The 24,207-nt window shown below is 55.6% G+C and carries 23 protein-coding genes and 1 pseudogene; 14 read left to right on the top strand and 10 right to left on the bottom strand.

The window, feature by feature from the left end; translation table 11 throughout:
- Positions 1-14 precede the first annotated feature (14 nt).
- The 5 genes from JQU52_RS07545 to JQU52_RS07525 all read right to left on the bottom strand — a co-directional run bounded on the left by JQU52_RS07545 (position 15) and on the right by JQU52_RS07525 (position 6,652).
- Positions 15-2,060, bottom strand: coding sequence for an autotransporter domain-containing protein (locus JQU52_RS07545; RefSeq protein ID WP_230340494.1), 2,046 nt, complete (start codon positions 2,058-2,060; stop codon positions 15-17).
- A 132-nt stretch (positions 2,061-2,192) separates the two neighbouring features.
- Complete coding sequence (locus tag JQU52_RS07540; RefSeq protein WP_230340493.1) at positions 2,193-2,810, bottom strand: glucose-6-phosphate 1-dehydrogenase family protein; 618 nt, start codon at positions 2,808-2,810, stop codon at positions 2,193-2,195.
- A gap of 42 nt (positions 2,811-2,852) precedes the next feature.
- Positions 2,853-4,193, bottom strand: coding sequence for a glutamine synthetase family protein (locus tag JQU52_RS07535; RefSeq protein WP_230340492.1), 1,341 nt, complete (start codon positions 4,191-4,193; stop codon positions 2,853-2,855).
- Between the two features lie 47 nt (positions 4,194-4,240).
- Positions 4,241-5,389 (bottom strand): FAD-dependent monooxygenase, encoded by a 1,149-nt coding sequence (locus tag JQU52_RS07530; RefSeq protein WP_230340491.1) that lies wholly within the window; start codon positions 5,387-5,389, stop codon positions 4,241-4,243.
- Between the two features lie 84 nt (positions 5,390-5,473).
- On the bottom strand, positions 5,474-6,652 hold the full coding sequence (locus JQU52_RS07525; protein WP_230340545.1) for an FAD-dependent monooxygenase: 1,179 nt from the start codon (positions 6,650-6,652) through the stop codon (positions 5,474-5,476).
- A gap of 407 nt (positions 6,653-7,059) precedes the next feature.
- On the opposite strand from JQU52_RS07525, the pseudogene JQU52_RS07520 reads away from it, so the two are divergent.
- From JQU52_RS07520 to ykgO, 3 genes and pseudogenes are all read left to right on the top strand, one after another.
- Positions 7,060-7,820: pseudogene (locus tag JQU52_RS07520) on the top strand (IS5 family transposase).
- Positions 7,821-7,877: 57 nt separating this feature from the next.
- Positions 7,878-8,150 carry a type B 50S ribosomal protein L31 gene (locus JQU52_RS07515; protein WP_230340490.1) on the top strand — a complete coding sequence of 91 codons (273 nt, stop codon included), beginning with the start codon at positions 7,878-7,880 and terminating at the stop codon, positions 8,148-8,150.
- Positions 8,151-8,153: 3 nt separating this feature from the next.
- Positions 8,154-8,279 carry a type B 50S ribosomal protein L36 gene (gene ykgO, locus JQU52_RS07510; protein WP_230340489.1) on the top strand — a complete coding sequence of 42 codons (126 nt, stop codon included), beginning with the start codon at positions 8,154-8,156 and terminating at the stop codon, positions 8,277-8,279.
- A 92-nt stretch (positions 8,280-8,371) separates the two neighbouring features.
- Here the strand turns inward: ykgO and JQU52_RS07505 are convergent, their stop codons facing one another.
- The 4 genes from JQU52_RS07505 to JQU52_RS07490 form a co-directional block, all read right to left on the bottom strand.
- Positions 8,372-8,986: an RseA family anti-sigma factor gene (locus JQU52_RS07505; RefSeq protein ID WP_230340488.1), complete on the bottom strand. Its 615-nt coding sequence runs from the start codon at positions 8,984-8,986 to the stop codon at positions 8,372-8,374.
- An 8-nt stretch (positions 8,987-8,994) separates the two neighbouring features.
- Complete coding sequence (gene rpoE, locus JQU52_RS07500; RefSeq protein ID WP_230340487.1) at positions 8,995-9,594, bottom strand: RNA polymerase sigma factor RpoE; 600 nt, start codon at positions 9,592-9,594, stop codon at positions 8,995-8,997.
- Positions 9,595-9,678: 84 nt separating this feature from the next.
- Positions 9,679-11,019 carry a tRNA lysidine(34) synthetase TilS gene (tilS, locus tag JQU52_RS07495; RefSeq protein WP_230340486.1) on the bottom strand — a complete coding sequence of 447 codons (1,341 nt, stop codon included), beginning with the start codon at positions 11,017-11,019 and terminating at the stop codon, positions 9,679-9,681.
- Entirely contained in the window at positions 10,997-11,956 is a 960-nt protein-coding gene (locus JQU52_RS07490) for an acetyl-CoA carboxylase carboxyltransferase subunit alpha (protein ID WP_230340485.1), read from the bottom strand. The genes tilS and JQU52_RS07490 overlap by 23 nt, the downstream gene beginning before the upstream one ends.
- 446 nt (positions 11,957-12,402) lie before the next feature.
- Between JQU52_RS07490 and JQU52_RS07485 the strand changes: the two genes are divergently transcribed.
- From JQU52_RS07485 to rplS, 5 genes are all read left to right on the top strand, one after another.
- Positions 12,403-15,126 (top strand): bifunctional acetate--CoA ligase family protein/GNAT family N-acetyltransferase, encoded by a 2,724-nt coding sequence (locus JQU52_RS07485; RefSeq protein WP_230340484.1) that lies wholly within the window; start codon positions 12,403-12,405, stop codon positions 15,124-15,126.
- A gap of 120 nt (positions 15,127-15,246) precedes the next feature.
- The gene (gene rpsP / locus JQU52_RS07480; protein WP_230340483.1) at positions 15,247-15,495 is read left to right on the top strand and encodes a 30S ribosomal protein S16; all 249 of its coding nucleotides are present in this window, start codon (positions 15,247-15,249) and stop codon (positions 15,493-15,495) included.
- Positions 15,496-15,506: 11 nt separating this feature from the next.
- A complete protein-coding gene (gene rimM / locus JQU52_RS07475; RefSeq protein WP_230340482.1) occupies positions 15,507-16,019 on the top strand; it encodes a ribosome maturation factor RimM in 513 nt (170 codons plus the stop codon).
- A complete protein-coding gene (gene trmD, locus JQU52_RS07470) occupies positions 16,019-16,768 on the top strand; it encodes a tRNA (guanosine(37)-N1)-methyltransferase TrmD (protein WP_230340481.1) in 750 nt (249 codons plus the stop codon). Before rimM ends, trmD begins: the two co-directional genes overlap by 1 nt.
- Before the next feature lie 11 nt (positions 16,769-16,779).
- Entirely contained in the window at positions 16,780-17,145 is a 366-nt protein-coding gene (gene rplS, locus JQU52_RS07465) for a 50S ribosomal protein L19 (protein WP_230340480.1), read from the top strand.
- A 96-nt stretch (positions 17,146-17,241) separates the two neighbouring features.
- Here rplS and queA read toward each other — a convergent pair whose 3' ends face one another.
- Positions 17,242-18,276 (bottom strand): tRNA preQ1(34) S-adenosylmethionine ribosyltransferase-isomerase QueA, encoded by a 1,035-nt coding sequence (queA, locus tag JQU52_RS07460; RefSeq protein WP_230340479.1) that lies wholly within the window; start codon positions 18,274-18,276, stop codon positions 17,242-17,244.
- Between the two features lie 265 nt (positions 18,277-18,541).
- Here queA and aroQ point away from each other — a divergent pair, with 265 nt between their 5' ends.
- From aroQ to argA, 6 genes are all read left to right on the top strand, one after another.
- The gene (gene aroQ, locus JQU52_RS07455) at positions 18,542-18,991 is read left to right on the top strand and encodes a type II 3-dehydroquinate dehydratase (RefSeq protein WP_230340478.1); all 450 of its coding nucleotides are present in this window, start codon (positions 18,542-18,544) and stop codon (positions 18,989-18,991) included.
- A 36-nt stretch (positions 18,992-19,027) separates the two neighbouring features.
- Positions 19,028-19,492, top strand: coding sequence for an acetyl-CoA carboxylase biotin carboxyl carrier protein (accB, locus tag JQU52_RS07450; RefSeq protein ID WP_230340477.1), 465 nt, complete (start codon positions 19,028-19,030; stop codon positions 19,490-19,492).
- A 216-nt stretch (positions 19,493-19,708) separates the two neighbouring features.
- Positions 19,709-21,067, top strand: a complete 1,359-nt coding sequence (accC, locus tag JQU52_RS07445) for an acetyl-CoA carboxylase biotin carboxylase subunit (RefSeq protein WP_230340476.1) — start codon at positions 19,709-19,711, stop codon at positions 21,065-21,067.
- 157 nt (positions 21,068-21,224) lie between these two features.
- Complete coding sequence (prmA, locus tag JQU52_RS07440; protein ID WP_230340475.1) at positions 21,225-22,115, top strand: 50S ribosomal protein L11 methyltransferase; 891 nt, start codon at positions 21,225-21,227, stop codon at positions 22,113-22,115.
- 30 nt (positions 22,116-22,145) lie between these two features.
- A complete protein-coding gene (locus JQU52_RS07435; protein WP_230340474.1) occupies positions 22,146-22,883 on the top strand; it encodes a hypothetical protein in 738 nt (245 codons plus the stop codon).
- On the top strand, positions 22,880-24,205 hold the full coding sequence (gene argA, locus JQU52_RS07430; RefSeq protein WP_230340473.1) for an amino-acid N-acetyltransferase: 1,326 nt from the start codon (positions 22,880-22,882) through the stop codon (positions 24,203-24,205). The genes JQU52_RS07435 and argA overlap by 4 nt, the downstream gene beginning before the upstream one ends.
- Positions 24,206-24,207: the final 2 nt, after the last annotated feature.

Raw genomic sequence — 24,207 nt, 5'->3', positions numbered from 1 at the left:
ATTCTGCCAAACCATCAGAAACGGTATTGCACACCAAGGCTGCCGGAAGGCTGTTTGCCTTCTTTATGCGCCAAGCGGGTGTTCAGCTCCGCATACGCACCCAAACGGGGGGTTATTTGCGCTTGCAGCCCCAACGTTATGCGGGCAAATGATTTGTCGGTATCGCCCAGCCACACCGAGCGGCTGCCCTGATCGATTTGCGCTACAGTATCCACCCGTTGAAAGCGGCCGTCTTTGAATTCGTGCACCCAAGCCGCGCGGGCATAGGGCGACCATTTCACCCCGCCCGCTTCCCATTGATTGGCCGCCGCTTGATAGCCGATTTGCCCTTCCAGTGAATGGCTGGTGTGGTCTTTAAAGCTCAAGGCGGTGCGGCTACCGCCGGTTTCACCATAGCCATCGATACGGATTCGGCTGTAGTCTAAGCCAGCATAGGGACCGTGGTCCACATTTTGATGCTGCCAAATCCAGCCGGTTTGCACACGGGCACCGGCGATGCTGCCTTTGGTATTGCCTTGCTCGGTGCGATCCAGAATCACCGGGATATCGCCGCCGCCCATCACAATATTGCGGGTGATGTTCAGGCGGCTGCGGCCGTAATGGGCATCGGCATTGCCCCACCAGCCGCTGCCTTGGCCGTGGTGGATGTATAAGGTGGCCAATAAATCCTGGCTGTTGATTTTGCTGCGGCTGTCTTGCATTTTGTTATAGCCCACCGCATAGGCCAAGCCACCGCCCAAATGTGTTTTGGCACCTAAAGGCTGCTCCAGATAGATGCCTATCTGGCCTTGGTGGGTGCGTTGGGCCGGATTCACATCATTGATATAGGCAGGCGCGGCATAGGTGTAGCCGCCATCCGTCCATACTTGGGCATCGCCCACACCCTCGCCGCCTTGTTGCAAGGCCAGATAACGGCGCGACAATGCATCATGCATGCCGCTTTGGCTCAGGCGCATGGCATTATGTGCTTGATTCAGCGCAGCACCGCCTTGCCTTGCCGAAGCAAGGATGTCGGCATTGGTTTGCTCCACAATCAGGCGCGTGAGCAAGCGGGAAAAATCGCGCATGCGTTGATCCACCCGCTCTTCACCCAATACCGAGGTGAGGAATTGCCAGTTGTCGGTTGCGGGGTTATGCCAAGTAGAGCCGCCGGGGATGCCGGGATTGTCGGTTTGGGTGTAGCCGTCAAAATCAGGCCCCAAATCCCAGTTGGTGGCCTCAAAGGCCACCACCGGCATCCCGGCTGCATCGAATGATTCTTGGTCGCTACAGCAACCCACCCCTTTGGGCTTGTATGGCTCGTTGGTGCCCGGCACCGGCTTGTCACCCTGATTCATTTTCACGGTAATGCCCAACTCCTTGGCCACGGCTAAGGCGTGGTCGCGCAGGGCGGCATAGCGGGGCACGGATTGGCCGCTGGCACGGTCGTAACTCAAATCGCCGCCATTGGCATACATAAAATCGCCGGTAATCAGGCTGTCCAAATTGTACATGCCGATGGCTTTTGCCCGCTCTGCGGCACTCATTTGGGCAACAAAATGCTTGGAACCCACCAAACCCATTTCTTCCGCGCCAAAGGCGATAAAGCTCAGGTTGTGCTCGGTGTCGATATTGGCCAGATTGCGTGTTAATTCGGTGAGCACGGCGGCACCGGAGCTGTTGTCATCCAAGCCTTGCAAAGTGCTGCGGTCAAGCCGGGCAGTGCTGAACGCGGTGTCGTAATGCGCACCCACATACAAGGTTTGGTCGGAACCTTGGCCTTGCTTGCTCACCACAATGTTTTTACTATTGAGGGTTTGCCCGCTCAAAATGCCGCGGCTGGCGGTGAAAGAAAACGGCTGCTCGCTTTGCTGATAGCCGCCGTGTGCCATACGCCCGCGCATAAACTCAGCGGCCTGCGGCTCTTTGCTGGAGCCGGCAGACCGCCCGGGGTAGTCGTTGATTAATTGCATCAAGGTTTGTTTGCCGTAGTTGCCGTATTCATCGGCCTGTGCCGGATAAGCAGCCAAAGCCAGCAAAACGGCAGCACCCAACGTGGGCAGGGATAAGCTATGTCGCATGATACGTTCCTTTGTTAATGTCAAGAAAATTTATCATGTCTATATCATACGCTATTGGCATCGCTTAATTGGAAAATGTGCAAAATCCTTGACTTATGCCAGATAAGGCTGCCTGAAAATATTGACACCGATTTACCGTTGCCAACAGGCTTCGTATAAGGGCTGTAAAGCGCGGATGGTTTCGGTGATGGCGACCAGGCTGTCGGTTTGTGCCAAATCGTTGCGTTCAATATGGCGGCCAATGCAGAAAAAATCGTCGTCGGCCAAAGCCAAGTCGTGGGCAAGCTGGGTGGCCACGGTGGGGTGGTCAGCATATTCGCCGTCGCTGTCGCGCCACATCGACCAATCGGCATACGCGCTCGCATCCAATGCGGCAGGCCATTGCCGGTATTGCGCCAAAGTAAGCCGCGACTGGTGGGCGCGGTGGCGATGCCAATCAAGGCTGATGCTTAAGCGGCGGCGGTTGAGCAGGATGGAAAAGATGGCCGCATCTTGTTGATGCTGCTGATATTTGAAATAGGCAAAAAAGTGCGCCCGCACTTGCCAGCCATTACACCAGCGCTCAATGTGCGGCGGTGCAAAGGGCACACCCAGCTGTGCATACACCTGCAAAATCAGGCTTTGCCACTGCCGCCACGCCGCCCGATAAGCCGCTTTAGTGGGCTCGATGGCTTCGGGCTGGTATTGCTTCATTTGCGCAAACTGGAAAAACGGGCGCTGGAATAAATCGCAGCTGTGTGGGCTGAGCATGGTAATGGCTTTACAAAATGTTTCAGGCAGCCTGAAAAATCACTAAACCTGCAACAGCAGATAGCGCCGTTCCCACGGGCTGATGACTTCAAAAAATTCTTCAAATTCGGTTTCTTTAATGGCCGCATAGCATTTTACAAAATTAGGCCCGAGCAAGTCGTGCAGCGGTGTGCAGGCCAGCAGCTCTTCTACGGCGTCGTCCAAATGGCGGGGCAGTTTTTTGGGGCGGCTGTAGCCGCTGCCGGTGAGCGGCTCGGTGGGCCGCAGTTGTTGCTGCATCCCCAGCAAACCGGCGCCGAGGCTCGCGGCAAATGCCAGATAGGGGTTGGCATCCACGCCGGGCAGGCGGTTTTCCACGCGGCGGGCTTGCGGGTGCGCTTGCGGCACACGCAGGCCGCAGGTGCGGTTGTCGTAGCCCCATTCGAGGTTGATTGGCGCGGCGGAAAAGCGGCTGAGGCGGCGGTAGGAATTCACAAACGGCGCCAGAAACGGCATTGCGGCGGGCAGATAGGTTTGCAGCCCGGCGATATGGTGGAAAAACGCCTCAGTGGCCTCGCCTTGTGCATTGCTGAACACGTTTTGCCCGCTGGCAATATCGACCACGCTTTGGTGCAGGTGCATGGCACTGCCCGGCTCGCCCTGCATGGGTTTGGCCATAAAGGTGGCGTACATGTTTTTGCGGATGGCCACTTCGCGGATGGTGCGTTTGAACAGAAATACCTGATCGGCCAACGCCAGCGGGTCGCCGTGATCCAGATTGATTTCCATTTGCGCCGGGCCCATTTCGTGAATCAGCGTGTCCACGCCGATGTTTTGCGCTTCGCACCAGTCGTACATCACATCGAAGATGTCTTCGTAGTCGTTCATGGCGTCGATGCTGAAGCTTTGCCGCCCGGCTTCGGTGCGGCGGGTGCGCCCCACCGGCGGCTCCAGTGGCAGGTCTTCATCCGGCTGCATTTGCACCAGATAAAATTCCATTTCCGGCGCAATCACCGGCCGCATACCCAGCTTTTGGTATTCGGCCAGCACGCGTTTGAGCACATTGCGTGGTGCCAGCTCCACCGGCGTGCCGTCAAAACGCAGGCTGTCGTGGATGATTTGCGCCGTCGGCTCCGACGCCCATGGCACCAGGCGCACGGTATCGGGGTCGGGCAACAGTCGCATATCGGGGTCGGTTTCGGGGGTAAAATCTTCTTCGGGGTAGTTGCCGGTAACGGTTTGGGTAAACACGGCTTCGGCCATGCGCATCCCTTCGGCGGGGTTGTATTTGTAGCGCGGGATGATTTTGCCGCGCGGGGTGCCGGTCATGTCGGGCACCATACATTCGATTTCGGTGATGCCGTGCTGGTCTAGCCAGGCATTGATTTTGTCGGCGTTACTCATAGGGGTGTCCGCAAATAGTGGGGTTAGGCTGCCTGAAAATAGTGGGTTTACAAACCCATGGCATGGCGCATCAATTGGGTTTTCAATAAGGGCGTGTGGTTAACCAGATTAAGGCCGGTATTGCGCAGCCACGGCAGGCCGGGCATGTGCTTATCGGCAAACAGTTTAAACAAGCCGTCGCAACTTTGCTGCATGGTGCGCACCGGCAGCAGGCGCTGTTGGCGGTATTGGGTTAGCAAGTGCCACGCGCCGATGTCGGCGGCCGGTGCCAGCAAGGCGGCCAGGCATTGTACGTCGCCAAAGCCCAAATTCACGCCCTGCCCGGCCAGCGGGTGAACGGTGTGCGCGGCATCGCCAATCAACACCAAGCGCTGTGCGATGGTGGACTGCGGCTGACGCAACACCAATTCAAACGCAAAGGCGCGGCTGCGTGCATTTAATTCACCCAATACCTGTTCACCTTGTGCGGCCACGGTGGCGGCCAGGGCTTCCGCATCCAGTTGGGTAAGCTTTTCGGGCGTGGCGGTAGACCACACAATCGAAATTTGCTGCTCCGGCAAGGGCAGATAGGCCAATACTTCGCCCTGTTTAAACCATTGGTAGGCGCAGCCCTGATGCGGTTTTTCGGTGGCAAAATTGGCCACCACGCCATGATGGTGGTAGGGCTGCGCGGCCACGGCAATCCCGGCTTGATGGCGCAGCCACGATTGGGCGCCGTCGGCACCAATCAGCAATTGGCTGCCGATTTCAGCACCGTCGGCCAGCGTAATATAGGCATGGAACACATCGCTGCGCATGCCCACTACTTCTTGGGTGTCGGTAACTACGCCTGCTTCCAGCAAGGCCTGCCACAAATGTGCCAGCAAATAGCGGTTTTCCACCATGTGGTTTAAGTAGCCGCCGCTGTCGCCCACATCAAATTCAATGCGCCCGCCGCTGTCGCCGCGCACATCCATGCGCCGCACCGGCTGGTTGCGCTGATGCGGCCACACGCCCAAGCTGTCTAAAAAAGCCTGATTGGCCGGGCTGATGGCAAAAATACGCGCATCCCAGCTTTGCGCCAGCGCGGCCAAATCGGTACTGGGGCGTTGTTTGTCCAGCAATAGCACCTGTTTGCCGCTGCGCTGCAACACCAAGGCCATGGCTGCGCCCACCAAGCCACCGCCCAGAATTACCGCATCGTATTGTTGTGTCATGGTTTTATCTGTTGTTGGGTAAGGCTGCCTGAAAACATTTGGCTTTGTTTTCAGGCAGCCTATTATTGAAGATAATATTGAAAATTAGCGCGGTTTATCCGTGCCGATACCAAACACCAGCTGCTCGGTAAACCGCCGCCGCCACGGTGCCACGCTATTGAGCAAAGACATACCCGCGCCCTGCCCGGCCTGCAACCACGGTGCGGCGTGGTCGAATAACGTCACCACGCCGTGGGTAAAACCCACCACGGCTTGCGCATCTAGGCGGCGCAATTTGGCATACTCGGCACCCAAGCGGGTGTTGTGCGCCCAATCGGCGCGGCCAAGCAGCTGCACCGCCGCCATGGCGTCGCGCACACCCAAGTTCAGACCTTGCGCTGCCACCGGATGCAGGGTTTGCGCGGCATTGCCGATGCACAGCACCCGATTGCTATACACGCGGTTTAGCTGTTGCCGCTTCAGCGGAAACACCGCCGCAGTACCCATTTGCTGCAATGCGCCTAGGCGTTGCCCCAGCACGGTGTCGATTTGGGCGGCAAATTGAGCCAAATCCATCTGCCGCCGCGCCGCAGCTTCGGCAGGCGTGCATGTCCACACCAAGCGGTAGGCATCGCCGTAGGGCAGCAAGGCAAAAGGGCCGGCATCGGTAAAGCGCTCATAAGCGGTGCCGCTAGCGGGCCTGGCAAAATGCAACGTGTTCACCAAGGCTTGCTGGTGGTAATCGTGTTCATGGCGTACCACGCCCGGCAATTGCGCCGCCAATTGCCCGCCTTCGGCCAAAATCAGCCATTGCGCGGATACACCGGCCTCACCCGCTGGCGTTTTGATGTCGGCCCACGCCCATTGCGCCAAAGAATGCAGCCGCGTGACTTCTGCCTGCCACAACACCGGCACATTTTGCGCCTGCAACGCCGCCTCGCAAGCTGCCAGCAAACGCGCATAATCAATGGTTTGCCCCAAATAAGGCAGCCCCACATCGGCCGCACGCAATACGGTGCGGCCAAAGCGATGCTGGCGCGACACATGCACAGTGTCAATCGGTGTGGTGGCGTCTTCCGGCAGCACCACGCCCGCCGCGGCAAAGCAGGCCAGGCTGTGGTAAGACAAGGCCAGCGTGCGCCGATCCGGCACGCACACACCGGCGGCTCGCGATTCCAACAGCAACACCTGCCGCCCCTGCTGCTGCAAGACCAAGGCGGTGAGCATCCCCACCGGCCCTGCGCCCACCACCATTATCTGAACATGCTGCGGCCATGATTTCATCACACTGAATCCACACCCATTGCGGGCAAGCAAAAACGCTATTCTAACCCAGATTGGGGTTGAGAAAAATCGGTGTAATGCCGACAGTCAAAAGCATCCATATTGGCCGTATTAAAGCGAGGCACCCTATCGCTGCACGCTGTTTACGCTAATCGATATACTGCTTTAAAAGGCTGCCTGAAGATATTGATAATAATTCTTATTAATGTTATATTATAATACTAATTCTACAAAATAAGATAACAAGGCGGCGAGCCGCAGACAGTACACCTAGTACGGCAAGGCGAGCCAACGCAGTTAGGTTATTTTGTAGAATTAGGGTCTGTTCACAATTACTTGTCATACCCTTGAATAAAAAAGAAACGCAGGCATAAAAGGAAGTTCTCACACCCCCCAATACACCTGCGATGCCCCGTACACTACTCAAAGATGAACATTGGACGAAGCTGTTACCCTATTCTGCGTGATTTGGGTATTTATAGCAAACCCAATTTGCGCAGAATTCTTGAAGGCATACTTTACAGAATAAGAACCGGCATACCGTGGCGGGATTTGCCCGAGTATTTCGGCAAGTATCATACTGTTTATACCGCTTATAACCGTTGGTCAGAAAAAGGCATTTTTACTGCAATCTTGAAACAGCTCAGCCAAGAGAGTGACTTGGAGTGGGTAGCCATAGACGGCAGTTATATCCGTGCTCACCAACACTGCGCCTTCAGCGCTCAGTGCGCAAGAGGATCGCGCAATCGGTATGAGCCGAGGCGGCAGAACCAGCAAGATTCATCTGGCTGTAGATGCTGCAGGCAATCCGGTTGAGGTTATCGTTACTGCGGGCAATATCCATGATGTCACCGTTGCACCGGAGCTGCTTGACAATATCAACCTTACCGAAACTGAGTTGGTTAATGCGGACAAAGGTTACGATTCAGACCGGCTCAGGGAGCAAATAGAGCAAAGCGGTGCGAAAGCCAATATTCCCTATAAAAGCAATAGGGAAGAGAAAAATAAAGACATGGACTGGTATTTATATAAAATCAGGCATTTGGTAGAGAATGCCTTTTGCCGTTTGAAACATTTCCGAGCGATTGCCAGCCGTTACGATAAGCTGAAACGCAACTTCCACAGTACGGTTTTATTGGGGTGCATTGTGATGTGGTTACCTTTATGACAAGTAATTGTGAACATACCCTAGTATAACAACTAAATCAAACCCGATGGAGTTCCTATGAAGCCGAATTTACACCCGCAAAACTACCGCGCAGTGCTGTTCTACGATAGCGGCGCCCAACACGGCTGGATAATCCGCTCTTGCGCACCCACACAGCAAACCATAGTTTGGACTGATGGGTGCGAATACCCGGTAATGATGTTGGACACGTCATCAGCATCGCACCCCGCCTACACCGGCAAACAGCGCAATGTCAACAGCGAAGGCCGTGCCAGTCGCTTTAACCACCGTTACAGCAACATCATCCACAAACTCAAATCGGGAAGCTGAATTATGCAAGTACTATCATCCTTAAAAACCGCCAAACAACGCCATCGTAATTGCCAAGTAGTGCGCCGCCACGGCAAGGTGTATGTGATTTGCAAAAGCAATCCACGCTTTAAGGCACGACAACGTTAAGCCGAATTAAACAACGGCCAAACACAACAAAAAGACTTTCAGGCAGCCTGAAAGTCTTTTTTATATTTACCCACATCAACCCAAAGCAAAAGCTATTTAGCCGAATCCGGCACCACCGGTGCAATACTTTGTTTTTGCACCGCCGGCACCACGCCTTCAGCCTCTTCTTTGCCGGTATTGGCCACCGGCATGGTGCTGATTTTGGGCGCGGCCGTGGCTGCCACCGGCACCACCTCAACCGCTTTTTCAGCCGCCACCGGTGCTGCCACGGTGGTGCTGGGCGGTGCCGACAACGTGGCCATTTCACCACTGCTCTGCTGCCCCGACCACAACTGCCAGCCCGCCACCGTCACCGCAGTAACACTGGCGGCCATGGCAAACCATTTGAAAAATGGCTGATTGGCCACCGCTTGCACAGCACCTGGTTGCGGGCAAGCAGGTGACGCCGGCATAGGCATTTGCACCGCATCTTGCTGTGTTTCTTGCAAACGCTGCGCCAATTGCATCAACGTGGCCGAATCCAAACCACCACCCGAACGCATTTGTGCGCTTTGGCGCAGGCTATCGCCAATCACATGGTAGCTGTGCCAACGCGCGCGTCCAGCCTCATCGTCTATCCACGTCCAATCGTCGGCGGCTGCCGCCTCATTATCCATGGCGGCGGAAACAGCCTCCCAGCGTTCATCATCTGTTTTTTTGGCATTCATAAGCTTGGTTACCATCTTTGGTTTTCGGCCGTATCCAGCAAAGGCCGCAGTTCTTTTGCAATCACTTCGCGGGCGCGGAAAATACGCGAGCGCACGGTGCCGATGGGGCAATTCATGGTTTGGGCAATCTCTTCATAAGACAAACCTTCCATCTCCCGCAGCATAATGGCTTGGCGCAATTCTTCAGGCAGCCCGGCCACGGCTGCATCCACAGTATGGATGATTTCGCGATTGAGCAAATCGGTTTCCGGTGTGCGGTAGTCCGGCATTTGCTCGGTTAAATCCAGCAATTCGCCTTCATCATTGGCCAAGCCGCCTTGAATGACCGGCTGGCGACCATTAACCACCAGAAAATTTTTGGCGGTATTGATGGCAATGCGATAAAGCCAAGTATAAAAGGCACTATCGCCGCGGAAATTGGGCAATGCACGGTAGGCTTTGATAAACGCTTCTTGCGCCACATCATTGACTTCATGCTCGTCTTTGACAAAACGGAACAGCAAACGCGTTAAACGGCGTTGGTATTTCGACACCAGCAGTTCAAATGCGCGGCTGTCCCCTTTTTGGGCACGCTCCACCAAAACCCGATCGACTTCACAATCATTCATATCAGACCTTTAATCATAAGACAGGCCCGCACATGAACGTTATGCCCATTGTGACCAGACCTATTTAGCTTAAGTTCCATTGGCTCAGAACTTTATGTTGGTATTAGGCAAGCCCGCCATCCACGGCAACAACCCACCTGCCACCCCCACATCCACGGCAACCGCCACACCCGACACCGCCACACAGCGTTGGTGTTCATCGGCCAAAATAGGCCAGATAGTACGCATAAAAGGGGCGATCTTCTGCTCTTGCAGCATTTTTTTCACGTTTTTACGCCCCACCTTAAGCAATAAGGTATCGTGCGCCTGTACTTGGCGTAACCACAAAGGCCCCATAGCCGCAGGTAAGCCCAGTGCATGTGTTTGCCAATGCAACGGTATCCGTGCAGGTTTATCCCCCACCGCCACACAACACGGCAATTGCGCCAGCCACGGCCATTGTTGTTGTATATCCGCCCGCTGTGGCCACAATATATGCCGATGCAATACCGCCGCCCCTTGCGGCAACGGCCATTGCGCTTGTGTGATTTCAGGCAGCCTTAATTGTGCTGCAAACGCAGCAATGCTGCTGCGCGACGGCACGCCCAAATCATGCTGACGGGCAAAATAATGCAGTTGCAGCTGCTGGCGCTGCGGGCTAAGCCTGCGCCAGTGCTGCACATCGAATACGCCGCCGGCACACACTTGCTGCCAATCTTGGGCGCAGACTTCGTCTTGCAATGCCAAGGCGTCTTGCAGCTGGCCAATGCTGCTGCCGATTTGCGCGGCCAAATGCGGCAGCCGCGCTTGCCACGGCGGCAAGCCTTGTTGGCGCAACCAGTTGCGCAATAAACTAGTATCGTGATTGCTGCCGTCTTCCACATACGGCAATTGCCATGCCGCCGCATACTGTTGCAGCTGCGCCCGCGAAAACGGCAGCAAGGGCCGCCACAAAACCTTATCGGCATCCAGCCTGCGCAACGGCGGCATCGCCGCCAACGCCCGCAAGCCGCCACCGCGCAAAGCGGCCAACATAAAGGTTTCGGTTTGATCGTCTTGATGGTGTGCCAACACCAGCGCCGCCGCCTCGCTGCGGGCAAATGCGGCATAACGCGCCGTGCGTGCCGCCCCTTCGATGCCTTGGCCGTTGCGCGACACCGCTACTTTTTCCACCCGCAGCGGTATCTGCCATTGCGCGCACAGGTTTTGGCAAAATACTACCCATTCATCGGCAGCCGCTTGCAGGCCGTGGTGCACATGCACCGCCCGCACAGTAATCGGCAGCTCGCTTTGCAAGCGCTGCAATACGTGCAGCAACACCACCGAATCCAGCCCACCGCTTAAAGCCACCTCCAAAACACAACGGTCAGCCATTAAGGCTGACCATTGTTGCCGCAGCGCAGCGGCCAAGTCGGGAGCGGGCTTATTTGAGGTTGAATTGGCCATAGCTCATCAAACGGTCGAAACGGCGGGTTAATAAATCCGCCATCGGCATGTTTTGTGCTTCCTGTAATTGTGCCGTGAGCACCGCTTTTACCCGTTTCATGATTTCCGGATAGTTGCGGTGGGCACCACCCAACGGCTCTTCAATGATTTTGTCGATTAGCTTCAACTCTGCCAGCCGTTTGGCGGTAATGCCCAGTGCTTGCGCCGCTTCGGGGGCTTTTTCGGCGGTTTTCCACAAAATTGAAGCGCACCCTTCTGGCGAAATCACCGAATAAGTGGCGTATTGCAGCATATTGATGTAATCGCCCACCGCAATCGCCAAGGCACCGCCAGAACCGCCTTCGCCGATAATGGTACACAACACCGGCACCCGCAAGCGGGTAAGTTCATACAGATTGCGGCCAATGGCTTCCGACTGGCCGCGCTCCTCGGCGCCAATACCCGGATAGGCACCAGGGGTGTCAACAAAAGTGAGCACGGGGATTTGGAATTTTTCTGCCGTTTTCATCAAGCGCAACGCTTTGCGGTAGCCTTCCGGCTTGGGCATACCGAAATTGCGGCGGATTTTTTCTTTGGTGTCGCGCCCTTTTTGATGGCCGATTATCATCACGCTTTGGCCGTTAAAACGCGCCAAGCCGCCCACAATGGCGGCATCATCGGCAAACGCACGGTCGCCGTGCAGCTCTTCAAAATCGGTGCACAAGGCATGGATGTAATCAAGTGTGTAGGGGCGCTGAGCATGGCGCGACACTTGCGACACCTGCACTGGCGTGAGTTTACTGAAAATCGACTTGGTTAATTCGTCGCTTTTTTTCTTCAGCCGGTTGATTTCTTCCGAAATATCCAGCACCGAATCGTCTTGCACAAAGCGCAATTCGTCAATTTTCTGCACCAATTCGGCAATGGGCTGTTCAAAATCCAAGAAAATCTGTTTCATGTTATTCGCTGACACCACAAGGGGAATTGCATATTATGATACGCGAAGAAATGCGGTCATGCAGCATCATCCGCAAAAATCCTGTTCAGGCAGCCTGCAAATATCCGCTGCCAAACCGCAGTAGTAAAGTATTTAACCTAAAAAACACTACCTTAGTATTTTGTGGCTTTGCAACAAATTCAACTATTTAATTTTAGAGTCACTGCAATCAATATATAAACATCATATTAAAAACAAAATAAATATTTAAAGGCTGCCTGAAAGCCTATATTCAACATTTTAAAATCATCAAACCCAATATTATTTAAATTAAAATAAAAATACCCACACCCGTTTTGCAGCAAAACCTGTGTAAACACAAGATTCAACGTCCCCTCCCGCTTGAATGCCGCCGATTTGCGGTAAAATCCATACCTTAATATAGATTACCGTTACGGAGTGAGCGCATGAGACCCCATCCACTGCACAACCTGTTTGCCCCCAAGCACATCGCCGTGATTGGCGCCAGCGACCGCTCCAACAGCATAGGTCAACGCCTGCTCACCAATCTGCTCGCCAGTTCGTTTAATGGCAAAATCACTCCGGTGAACATCCGCCACAAAATCGTGGGCGGGCTTACCGCCTACGCCAGCGTTACCCAAATTCCCGACCCCGTGGATGTAGCCATTGTGCTCACCCGTATCGACTCGCTGGAAACCATTTTCAAGGAGTGCCATAAGCGCGGCATCCGCTTTGTGATTCTGGTCAAAACGCTGGAAAACGTGCACACGCAAGACCGCGCCATACTGAAAAAAGCCGTAGCCAAGGCAAAAAAACTGGGTGTGCGCGTACTCGGCCCCAGCTTATTGGGGCTGATTCGCTCCAATATCGGCCTAAACGCCAGCATTTACACCGGCAAAATCCACCCCGGCAACTTGGCAGTGGTGAGCCAGTCCAGCGCCTTATGTACCGCCATGCTCGATTGGGCATATAGCCGCGACATCGGTTTTTCCACCGTATTGTCTTTAGGTGAAAAAACCTGGGACGTGGATTTTGGTGAAATTCTGGATTATCTGGTCAACGACCGCGCCACCCACGCCATTTTGCTGCACATCAACCAAGTCAGCCATGGCCGCCAATTTATGAGTGCCTTGCGTGCCGCTGCCCGCGCTAAACCGGTGTTGGTCATCAAATCCGGCCACGACGAAGACCGCGTTACCGGCTTTACCCAAGCCAGCCGTGCGCTCAACAGCGACGATGTATTTTCCAGCGCCTTGGCGCGCGCCGGTGTGCTGCAAGTAAAATCCATTTCACAAATGTTTGTGGCGGTGAAAATTTTGGCTGCCAACTACCGCTCTGCCGGCGAACGTTTGGCCATTGTGTGCAACGGCATCGGCTTGGGCATTCTGGCTGCCGACACCGCTCACGATGAAGACGTGCCGCTGGCCAAACTGAGCAAAACCACCATGGAAGCGCTGAATGCGGCGCTGCCTGAAAACTGGTCGCACGCCAACCCGGTGGACATCATCGGCGACGCCGGCCCCTTGCGCTTTCGCACTGCCGTAAAGCTGTGCTTGGACGACGAAAACGTAGACGGCGTGCTGGTGCTGTTTTCGCCTCAAATCGGCACCGACCACTTGGCCACGGCGCAAATGATGGTGCAATTGCAAAGCGAAACCAATAAGCCTTTATTGTTGTCGTGGCTGGGCGACAGTAAAGTGCAGGAAAGCCGTGCCCTGTTTGCCCGCTCGCGCCGGGTGCATTTCAACGCCCCCGACCAAGCTATCGAAGTGTTTAAAAAACTGGGTGCCTACCACCGCAACCAGAAATTGCTGCTGCAAACCCCCGGCCCGCTTACCGACAATAATCTGGAGCCGGATTTCGACACCGCCCACAAACTGCTGAGCATCCTCAAACTCAGCGGCGAACGTATTATTCCCGAAAACGTGTCCAAACAAGTGCTCGGCCTGTTCGGCATCCACACCAACCGCACCCAATTGGCGCAAAGCGAAGAGGCTGCCTGCGAAATGGCCAACCGCATGGGCTATCCGGTGGTGCTCAAAATCGACTCGCCCGATCTGTTTTATAAATCCGACATCGACGGCGTACGCCTGAACATCGGCTCCGAAGCACAAGTGCGCGAAACCTACCGCCAAATCATCGACACCGCCGGTCAAATCCGCCCGCCCATCCGCATCAACGGCATCACCGTGCAACCCATGTTCAAGCAAAAACATGCGCGCGAATTGTCCATCAGCGTTACCCGCGATCCTATATTCGGCCCGGTAATCACCTTGGGCGCGGGTGGCTGGGCCGGCAATTTGCAGCAACAACGCGCCGTGGCGCTGCCGCCCTTAAACGAAATGCTGGTGAACGACATGATTGAGCGCACCGCCATCAGCCACACGCTGGGGCAATTCAAAAACATGCCGCCGGTAGACTTTATCGCCCTGCGCCATGCGCTGTTGCGCATTTCGGAAATGGTGTGTGAGCTGCCTGAAATCAAAGAGCTGGAAATCGACCCGTTTATCGCTAGCCCCGACGGCGTGATGGCACTGGATGCGCGCATTGTGCTGCACGAAGGCAAAGACACTGTGCCGCAGCGCTACGGCCACATGGCGATTATGCCCTACCCGCACTTTCTGGAAACCGAAGCCACCTTGAAAGACGGCAGCCAAGTATTTGTGCGCCCCATGCGCCCAGAAGACGCCGATATGCTGCAAACCTTTGTTACCAATATGTCTGACGAAAGCCGTTACAACCGCTTTATGTCCAGCATTAAGCAATTGTCGCAAACCATGCTGGTGCGCTTCACCCAGCTGGATTACGACCGCGAAATGGCGTTGGTGATGATTAAGCCGCACCTGGGCCAAGAAGATGAAATTCTGGCGGTGTCGCGCTACACCACCGACCCCGATATGGAAGTATGCGAATTTGCCATTTCCGTGTCCGACCAATGGCAAGGCCACGGCATCGGCTACATTATGATGAACCTGCTGTTTGACGCCGCCCGCCACCAAGGGCTGAAAATCATGCGCGGCGAAATCCTCACCGCCAACACCGGTATGCAAAAACTCACCCGCAAACTGGGCTTTTCGGTGCGCAAAGATCCGGAAGACGGCAGCATTTGCCTAGTAGAAAAACCGCTACTGGAAAGCGCAGAAACCACAAATCCCACAAAAACACAATAAACCCTTGCATCAATAGAGTGTTATCCCCTAAAATTAGCGGTTTTGTTGTTGACTGAATTTAAGGGCTGCCTGATGTTGGCATCGGCAAGCCCATTACTTCGATATTTTAAGGAATACATAATGGTAGTTATCCGCTTGGCTCGTGGTGGTTCCAAACACCGTCCGTTTTTCAATGTTGTGGTTGCCGATTCGCGCAACCGCCGCGATGGCCGCTTTATTGAGCGCGTGGGCTTTTACAACCCGGTAGCCAATGAAAAACAAGAACGCGTGCGCCTGAACGCCGAACGTTTGAACCACTGGGTAGGCCAAGGCGCGCAATTGAGCGAAGCCGTTGCCAAACTGGTTAAAGAACAAAAAGCCGCCGCTTAATTGGCCGCAGCATGAGCAATACCGAGCCGCAATGGGTAGGCATGGGCTATATCAAAGGGGTATTTGGCGTTAAAGGCTGGGTCAAAGTGGCCGTGAGCACCGAATACACCGACAGCCTGCTGGACTACCCACAGTGGCGCTTAAGCAAAGACGGCCACAGCCGTATGTTTACCGTAGCCGAGAGCAAGGTGGCGGGCGATGAATTGCAGGTGCTGTTTAGCGGCATCGACAACCGCGACGCCGCTTTTGCCCTGCGCGGCCACACGGTGGAAATCGACCGCGCCGACTTTGGCGACACTGAAGACGGCGAATACTATTGGGCTGATTTAATCGGCTTGAATGTGGTTAACCGCCAACAGCAATGCCTAGGTACGGTAAGCAAATTGCTGGAAACCGGCGCGCATGATGTGCTGGTGGTAGACGGCGAATTCGGCCAAAAGCTGATTCCGTTTGTGGCGCAGTATATTGATGAAGTAATACTGGCCGAGCAAACCATTCGCGTAGATTGGGGCACGGACTACTGATGCATTTTCAGGCCATCACCCTGTTTGCGGAAATGTTTGCCAGCATTACCGACCACGGCGTTACCGGCCGCGCACTGCGTGAAAACCTATGGCGCTTCAATGCCGTAAACCCGCGCCGCTTTGCCGACAACCCCTTGGGTTATATTGACGACAGGCCGTTTGGCGGCGGCCCCGGCATGATTATGGCCGCCCCGCCCTTGCAGGCAGCCATCGAACACGCCCAAGCCAATTGCCCGGCGGCAAAATTGATTTACCTCAGCCCGCAAGGCACGCCGCTCACTCACGCCCTAGTGCAGCAGCTGGCACAGCAACCCGGCTTGATTTTGCTGTGCGGGCGCTACGAAGGCATTGATGAGCGTATTTTGCAGCACAACGACATCAGCGAAATCGCCATTGGCGATTTTGTGGTTTCCGGCGGTGAATTGCCAGCCATGATGCTGATGGACGCCGTATTGCGGCTGTTGCCCGGCGTATTGGGCGACGCCCAATCGGCGGTAGAAGATTCGTTTGCCGATGGCTTACTGGACTGTCCGCACTACACGCGGCCAATCGAATTTCAAAACATGGCGGTGCCCGAAGTTTTACGCAGCGGCAACCATGGTTTGATTGCGCAATGGCGGTTAACCCAATCGCTCAAGCGCACCTTGGCGCGTCGCCCCGATTTATTGGCGGCTCGCGCATTAACCCCACAGGAATCCAGGCTCTTGCAGGCCATACAGCAAGAGGAACGGGAATTCCCATTAGAATAGGAAGCAGTATCATGAATTTGATCCAACAACTGGAACAAGAAGAAATCGCCCGCTTAAACAAAGAAATCCCCGCTTTCGCCCCCGGCGACACTGTGGTGGTTTCCGTACGCGTAACCGAAGGCACCCGCACCCGTTTGCAAGCCTACGAAGGCGTGGTGATTGCCCGCCGTAACCGCGGCCTGAACAGCGCCTTTATCGTGCGCAAAATTTCCAATGGCGAAGGCGTAGAGCGTACATTCCAACTCTACTCTCCTGCAGTTGAAAAAATCGAAGTAAAACGCCGTGGTGACGTACGCCGTGCCAAGCTGTACTACTTGCGCGGCCTCACCGGCAAAGCCGCCCGCATCAAAGAAAAACTGCCCGCCCGCAAAGGCTAATGCAGCAATACAAAAAACCCGCTCAATGGCGGGTTTTTTTGTGGCCGGTAGATTGGCTTTCAGGCAGCCTGAAACATTAAACAGCACACAACGCTTTTAATCAGACTGCGCTTTATTGCCCAGTATCATCGCATCGCCATAGCTGAAAAAGCGGTATTGCTCCGCAATGGCGTGTTGGTATACGGCGCGGATTTCATCGTAGCCGGCCAAAGCGCTCACCAACATCAGCAAAGTGGATTTGGGCAAATGGAAATTGGTAATCAGCCGATCTACCACTTTAAACTCATAACCCGGAGTGATAAAAATATCGGTATCGCCCTGTCCCGCTTGCAGGCTGCCTGAACGGGCGGCCGACTCCAGCGCCCGTAAAGCGGTGGTGCCCACCGCCCACACACGGTTGCCGCGCGCCTTGGCTGCCGCCACTGCCGCCACCGTTGCCGCGCTTACGTCATACCATTCGCTGTGCATGGTGTGTTCGGCAATATTGTCTACCCGCACCGGCTGGAATGTGCCGGCACCCACATGCAAGGTAATCTCGGCCAGCGCCACGCCTTGCGCTTGCAAGTTTTGCCGTAAGGCTTCGGTAAAATGCAGCCCGGCAGTGGGTGCGGCCACCGCACCTTCGTGCTTGGCATACACGGTTTGATAGCGCTCGTCGTCAGCCGCGCCCGCCGCACGCTCGATATAAGGCGGCAAGGGCAAATGGCCGTGACGTTCCAGCAAAGTCCACACCGTATCCTCGCCCGCAAACCGCAATTCAAACAGCTCGCCGTGGCGTGCCTGCATCGTGGCGCGCAGCCCGCCTTCAAATACCAATTCGGTGCCGGGCTTGGGCGACTTAGACGAGCGCACATGCGCCAAGGCGGTATGCGCATCCAGCACCCGCTCCACCAAAGCCTCTATTTTGCCGCCGCTGGCTTTTTGCCCGAACAGGCGTGCTTTCATTACCCGCGTGTTGTTAAACACCAGCAAATCACCCTCGGCAATATAGGCAGGCAAGTCGCCAAAAACCGCATCGGCCAATGGCTGGCCGGGCAAGGCCACCAACAGGCGGCTGCTGCCGCGCTGCGCTGGCGGCTGTTGTGCCACCAACTGCGGTGGCAAATCAAAATCAAAGTCGTCTATATGCATGGTGCGGTAAGCTTAACTGAGCGCAAAGCGCGGATTATAACAAAGCGGCGCCGAGTTAATGACACTGAATATCGCGGCGGGTTCGGGTATAGAGCCATAGCATCACATAGACTATTTATTCTAGACATTTACCGCAATCGGTGTAGAATCCAGCCGCAGCCGCCATTGGGCTGCCCGCACACATAAACCGCGTTGCGTAAAAAACTAGACACATTGCCCACTTTTACGCGAAAATAGCGCCAATTTACTGTCAAAAGCCGCCAACATGAGCGCAAGCATTCTGCTACTAAACGGCCCCAACCTGAATTTATTGGGGCACCGCGAACCGCATATCTACGGCCACACCACCTTGGCCGACATCGAACAACACCTGCAAACCCACTGCCATCAAGCCGGCTTGGCGTTTGACGCACTGCAAAGCAATGCCGAACATGTGCTGGTGGAGCGCATCCAGGCCGCCATGAGCGACAACACCGCTTTTATCATCATCAATCCCGCCGCGTTCACCCACACCAGCGTGGCCATACGCGATGCGCTGGCGGCGGCGGCCAAGCCATTTATCGAGGTGCACATTTCCAATATCCACGCCCGCGAGCCCTTCCGCCACCACTCCTATGTGTCCGATTTAGCCATGGGCGTGGTATGCGGCTTGGGTACCTACGGCTACGAGGCCGCTTTACGGTGTGCCATCCAACACCTTCAAACGGCTGCCTGAAACCGCAGCCGTCTCTCAATTAAAGGATTACCTATTATGGATTTACGCAAACTGAAAAAACTGATTGATTTGGTGGAAGAATCGGGCATTGCCGAAATCGAAGTGACCGAAGGCGAAGAGAAAGTGCGCATCACCCGCACCATCGCCAACAATCAGCCTGTATATGCCGCCATGCACCACGCGCCGCAGCCGATGCTGGCACCCGCTCCGACAACCACCGCCAGCGCTGCACCTGTGGCGGCAGCACCGGCAGCCGGCCCTGATTTAAGCAAAGCACTCACTTCGCCGATGGTGGGCACCTTCTACCGCGCCGCCAGCCCCAGCGCCCCGGCTTTTGCCGAAGTGGGCCAAAGCGTGAATGCGGGCGACACGCTGTGCATTATTGAAGCAATGAAATTGATGAACGAAATCGAAGCCGACCGCTCCGGGGTGATTAAAGAAATCTTGGTGGTTAACGGCCAGCCGGTGGAATACGGCGAGCCGCTGTTTATCATCGAATAAACCAATCCTAAGAAATAACCTAATTGCGTTGACTCGCCTACGCGCTGCGCGAACGATTTTGTAAGGTGCTGAAGCACCAAGTAAATCAGTTCCGCCTTGTTATCTTATTTTTTATAATTAGTATAATCTGCGGCACAAACCCACCTGCCCGAATATTGTTTCAGGCAGCCTTTATATAAAACCAAGGCTGCCTGAATACAGAGGAAATCCCGTCTTATGTTGAAAAAAATCCTCATTGCCAACCGCGGTGAAATTGCCCTGCGCGTACTGCGCGCCTGCCGCGAGCTGGGCATCGCCACCGTGGTGGTGCACTCTGAAGCCGACCGCGATGCCATTTATGTGAAGCTGGCCGACGAATCGGTGTGCATCGGCCCGGCCAGCTCCGCCCAAAGCTATTTGTATATTCCGGCCATTATCGCCGCCGCCGAAGTGACCGGTGCCGATGCCATTCACCCCGGCTACGGCTTCTTGGCCGAAAACGACCGTTTTGCCGAGCAAGTAGAGCAATCCGGCTTTGCCTTTATCGGCCCGCGTGCCGAAACCATCCGCCTGATGGGCGACAAGGTTTCGGCCAAACACGCCATGATTGCCGCCGGCGTGCCGTGCGTGCCCGGTTCCGATGGCGCCTTGCCCGAAGACAACGATGAAATTATGGCCATTGGCGACCAAGTGGGTTTCCCCGTTATCATTAAAGCTTCCGGCGGTGGCGGCGGGCGCGGTATGCGCGTGGTGGAGCGCCGCGAAGACTTGCTCAAAGCAGTGGAAATGACCCGCGCCGAAGCCGGGGCCGCCTTTGGCAACCCCATGGTGTATATGGAGCGCTACCTGCAAAAACCGCGCCATGTGGAAATCCAAATACTGGCCGACGAACACGGCCACGCCATTTACCTGGGCGAGCGCGACTGCTCCATGCAGCGCCGCCATCAGAAAATCATCGAAGAAGCACCGGCGCCCGGCATCAGCGAAGAAGAGCGCAAGCGCATCGGCGAAGCCTGCGTGGCGGCCTGCAAACGCATTGGCTACCGTGGTGCGGGCACGTTTGAGTTTTTGTATGAAAACGGCGAATTTTTCTTTATCGAGATGAACACCCGCGTGCAGGTGGAGCACCCCATCACCGAGCTGATTACCGGCGTAGACATCGTGCAAGAACAAATCCGCGTGGCCGCCGGCCTGCCGCTGGCGTATAAGCAAAAAGACATCAAGCTGCAAGGCCATGCGTTTGAATGCCGCATCAATGCCGAAGATCCGTACAACTTCATCCCCAGCCCCGGCCAGATTACCAGCTGCCACCTGCCCGGCGGCAACGGCATCCGTGTCGACAGCCACATCTACCAAGGCTATACCGTACCGCCCTATTACGACAGCTTGATCGGCAAAATCTGTACCCACGGTAAAACCCGCGAAGAAGCCATGGCCAAAATGCGCGTGGCCTTGGCCGAGGTGGCAATTAACGGCATCAAAACCAACACCCCACTGCACCGTGATTTGTTTGTCGACCCCGGCTTTGCCCAAGGCGGCGTGAGCATCCACTATCTGGAACAATGGCTGCACAAACGCCAAGACAGCCAGCAATAACCGTAGCATCATGGTTTCAGGCAGCCTATAAAGGCTGCCTGAAAACGTTTTAATCCATTAAAACCACATTCCATACTGGTTTACAACGCCGCCGCCGCTTTATAATGTGGCAAACCCATGTCGTTCACCTTGCTGCCCCATTTCTGATTGAGACTTTATGCACTACCAACAAGCTGCCATTGCCGTATCCGCCCGCCAAGCCGAGCCCTTATCTGATGCCCTGATGGAACACGGCGCCCTAAGCACCGCCATTGAAGACGCCCACGCCGGCACCGCCCAAGAGCAAGCCCTGTTTGGCGAGCCGGGCATGCCCACCGAACAAGTGTGGCAGCAAAGCATCATCGTGGCCTTGTTTGATGCCGAGGCCGACATCGACACCATCCTCGCCGCCGCCGCTGCCGATGCACACATGGCCGCACCTGCCTACCAATTGGAAACCGTGCCCGAACAAGATTGGGTGCGGCTCACCCAATCACAGTTCGACCCCATCCAGATTTCCGAACGCCTGTGGATTACCCCGTCTTGGCATCCGATGCCGCAAGCGCCGGACATCATCAATCTGCAACTGGATCCGGGCTTGGCCTTTGGCACCGGCAGCCATCCCACCACCCATTTATGCCTGCAATGGCTGGACCAACACCTGCACGGTGGCGAAAACCTGCTCGACTACGGCTGCGGCTCCGGCATTCTCACCATCGCCGCCCTCAAATTGGGTGCTGGGCAAGCCAGCGGTGTCGACATCGACCCGCAAGCCATCCGCGCCAGCCGCGACAACGCCGCACAAAACCATGTTGACGCCCGGTTTTACCTACCCGACGATCTGCCTGCGGGCCAATTTGATGTGGTGGTGGCCAACATCTTAGCTAACCCCTTGCGCATGTTGGGCGACATGCTCGCCGCTCGCACCCGCAGCGGCGGCCAAATCGTGCTTTCCGGTATTTTGGAAGAGCAGCTCAGCGAATTAAGCGACATCTACGCCCAATGGTTTGATTTAAACCCGCCGTTAAGCGACAATGGCTGGGTCTGCATCAGCGGCCGCAAGAAATAAACCCGACCTGCTCCAATGGATTAAACCCGCATGAAAGAAGTTTGCATCGCCTGCCCGCGCTGTCACAGCGACAACACCACCAGCCTTGCCACTTTAAAAAGCAACGGCGGTCATGTGCTGTGCGACTCCTGCAGCTTTATTTTCAAAGTGGTGCCCAAGCGCAAATCGGCTGATGGGAACGTGCCAGCGCCCACATCCGAGCCCACGCCGCCGCCCAAACCGCATACCCAAAAACTGGCCGACGCCATTCAAGCCATCAGCGCTGCCACCAAAGCCAAACACAGCAACAGCAGTGCCGAGCCTATTTTTTTACCGGTAAACAGCCCCGTGCCGACAGCAGATACCGTCGAAGCGCCTGCTGCCCAAGAATCAGCGGCACCGCGCACCAACACCAGCGCACCCAGCATCAGCATCTTGCTCAAACAAACCCCAGCTTCGGTGGCAACCGCCAACACCTACAATCAAACGTTGCCGTTTGACTTGCTGGAACCAACGCCGCCGCCTGCCCCCGGTCACCACAATGGCCAAGTGCAAATCCAAACCGGCAATTTGGTGTTTACCTTACTGCCCAGCAGCAATATCGAAGCCGCCGCGCCGCCGATTGTGATAAACGATGCCGCCACCCACAGCAGCGAAATCACCCAGCAGCAGCTCGCATTGGCCGCACAGCAAGAAAACCTGCACCGCCAGTTTAACTGGACACTGGCTTCGCTGGTGGCGCTCACCGTGCTGATTATCCAACTGTTTTATTTATTGTCGATGCAATGAGTCCTCAGTCTTCCGCTGCATTTGTGGCCGACTTCCGCCAAGCCGCACCCTATATCCATTACTTAAGCGGCAAAACCATTGTGCTGGCCGTAAGTAGCCATGTGCTGCTGGCGGACAAATTGGCTTCGCTGGCCAAAGACATCCAGCTCCTAGCCAGCTTGGGCGTGCGGCTGGTGCTGGTGCACGGCACCCGTCAATACCTGAACCAAATGATGCGCGCCGCCGGTGAAACCTTGTCTTATCATCGCGGCTGGCGCATCACCGATGAAGCCACTTTGCAACAAGTCAAGCAAGCTTGCGGCATGGTGCGTTTCGACATCGAAGCGGCCTTGTCGTCCAGCCCGGCGCAAATGCCCGACCGCAACCAACGCCGCCTGCGTGTGGCCAGCGGCAACTTCCTGCTGGCCAAGCCGCTGGGAGTGATGGACGGCATCGACATGGGCTATACCGGCCGCATCCGCAAAGTGGACGCCGAAGCCATCCAACAACGGCTGAACGAAGGCTGTTTGGTGCTGGTGAGCCCTTTGGGGCAGTCCTTAAGCGGCAAATCGTTTAATTTGGGGCTGGACGATGCCGCGCAAGCGCTGGCCGTGACCTTAAAAGCAGAAAAACTGGTGTTTCTGGCCAGCGAAGACGGCGTGCGCAGCACCGATGGCGCCCTACTGAGCCAACTCACTGCCGCCGAAGCCCAAGCCTTGCTGGATAACAACGCCCATAGCGCCGATATGAGCCGCATGCTCAAGGCCGCCATTTATGTGCTGGAAAACGGCGTTCGCCGCGCCCATATCCTCTGCGGCCTTAATGATGGCAGCCTGATTGCCGAGCTGTTTACCCGCCAAGGCAGCGGCACTGCGCTGGCACAATCGTCATTTATGCGCATCCGCGCGGCCGACAACCACGATATCGGCGACATCATCGACCTGATTGCACCACTGGAAAGCGCAGGTATTCTGCTGCCGCGCAATCGCGAATACCTCGAAAACCACATCCACGAATTTTCGGTGTTGGAACACGATTGCCATGTTTACGGCTGCGTGGCGCTGAAAGTGTTTGAGCAGCAGCACATCGGCGAGCTGGCCTGCTTGGTGGTGTCGCCCGACGCCCAAGACGGCGGCTACGGTGAATTACTGCTCGATTATGTGCTCAAACAGGCCAAAGCCCGTGGCGTGAGCACTTTATTTGCGCTCAGCACCAATACCGGCGACTGGTTTGACGAACGCGGCTTTGAAACAGCCGAACTGAGCGAACTGCCTCCAGAACGGCAAGAGCAGTATTTGCAAAACAAACGCCGCTCCAAAATCTACCGGCGCAGCCTGGTTTAAGG

Origin of the sequence: Paralysiella testudinis (genome assembly GCF_016894345.1) — a bacterium.
Lineage (GTDB): Bacteria > Pseudomonadota > Gammaproteobacteria > Burkholderiales > Neisseriaceae > Paralysiella > Paralysiella testudinis.
The sequence above is the reverse complement of the archived record's forward strand: the minus strand, read 5'-3'. Positions and strand labels throughout refer to the sequence as shown.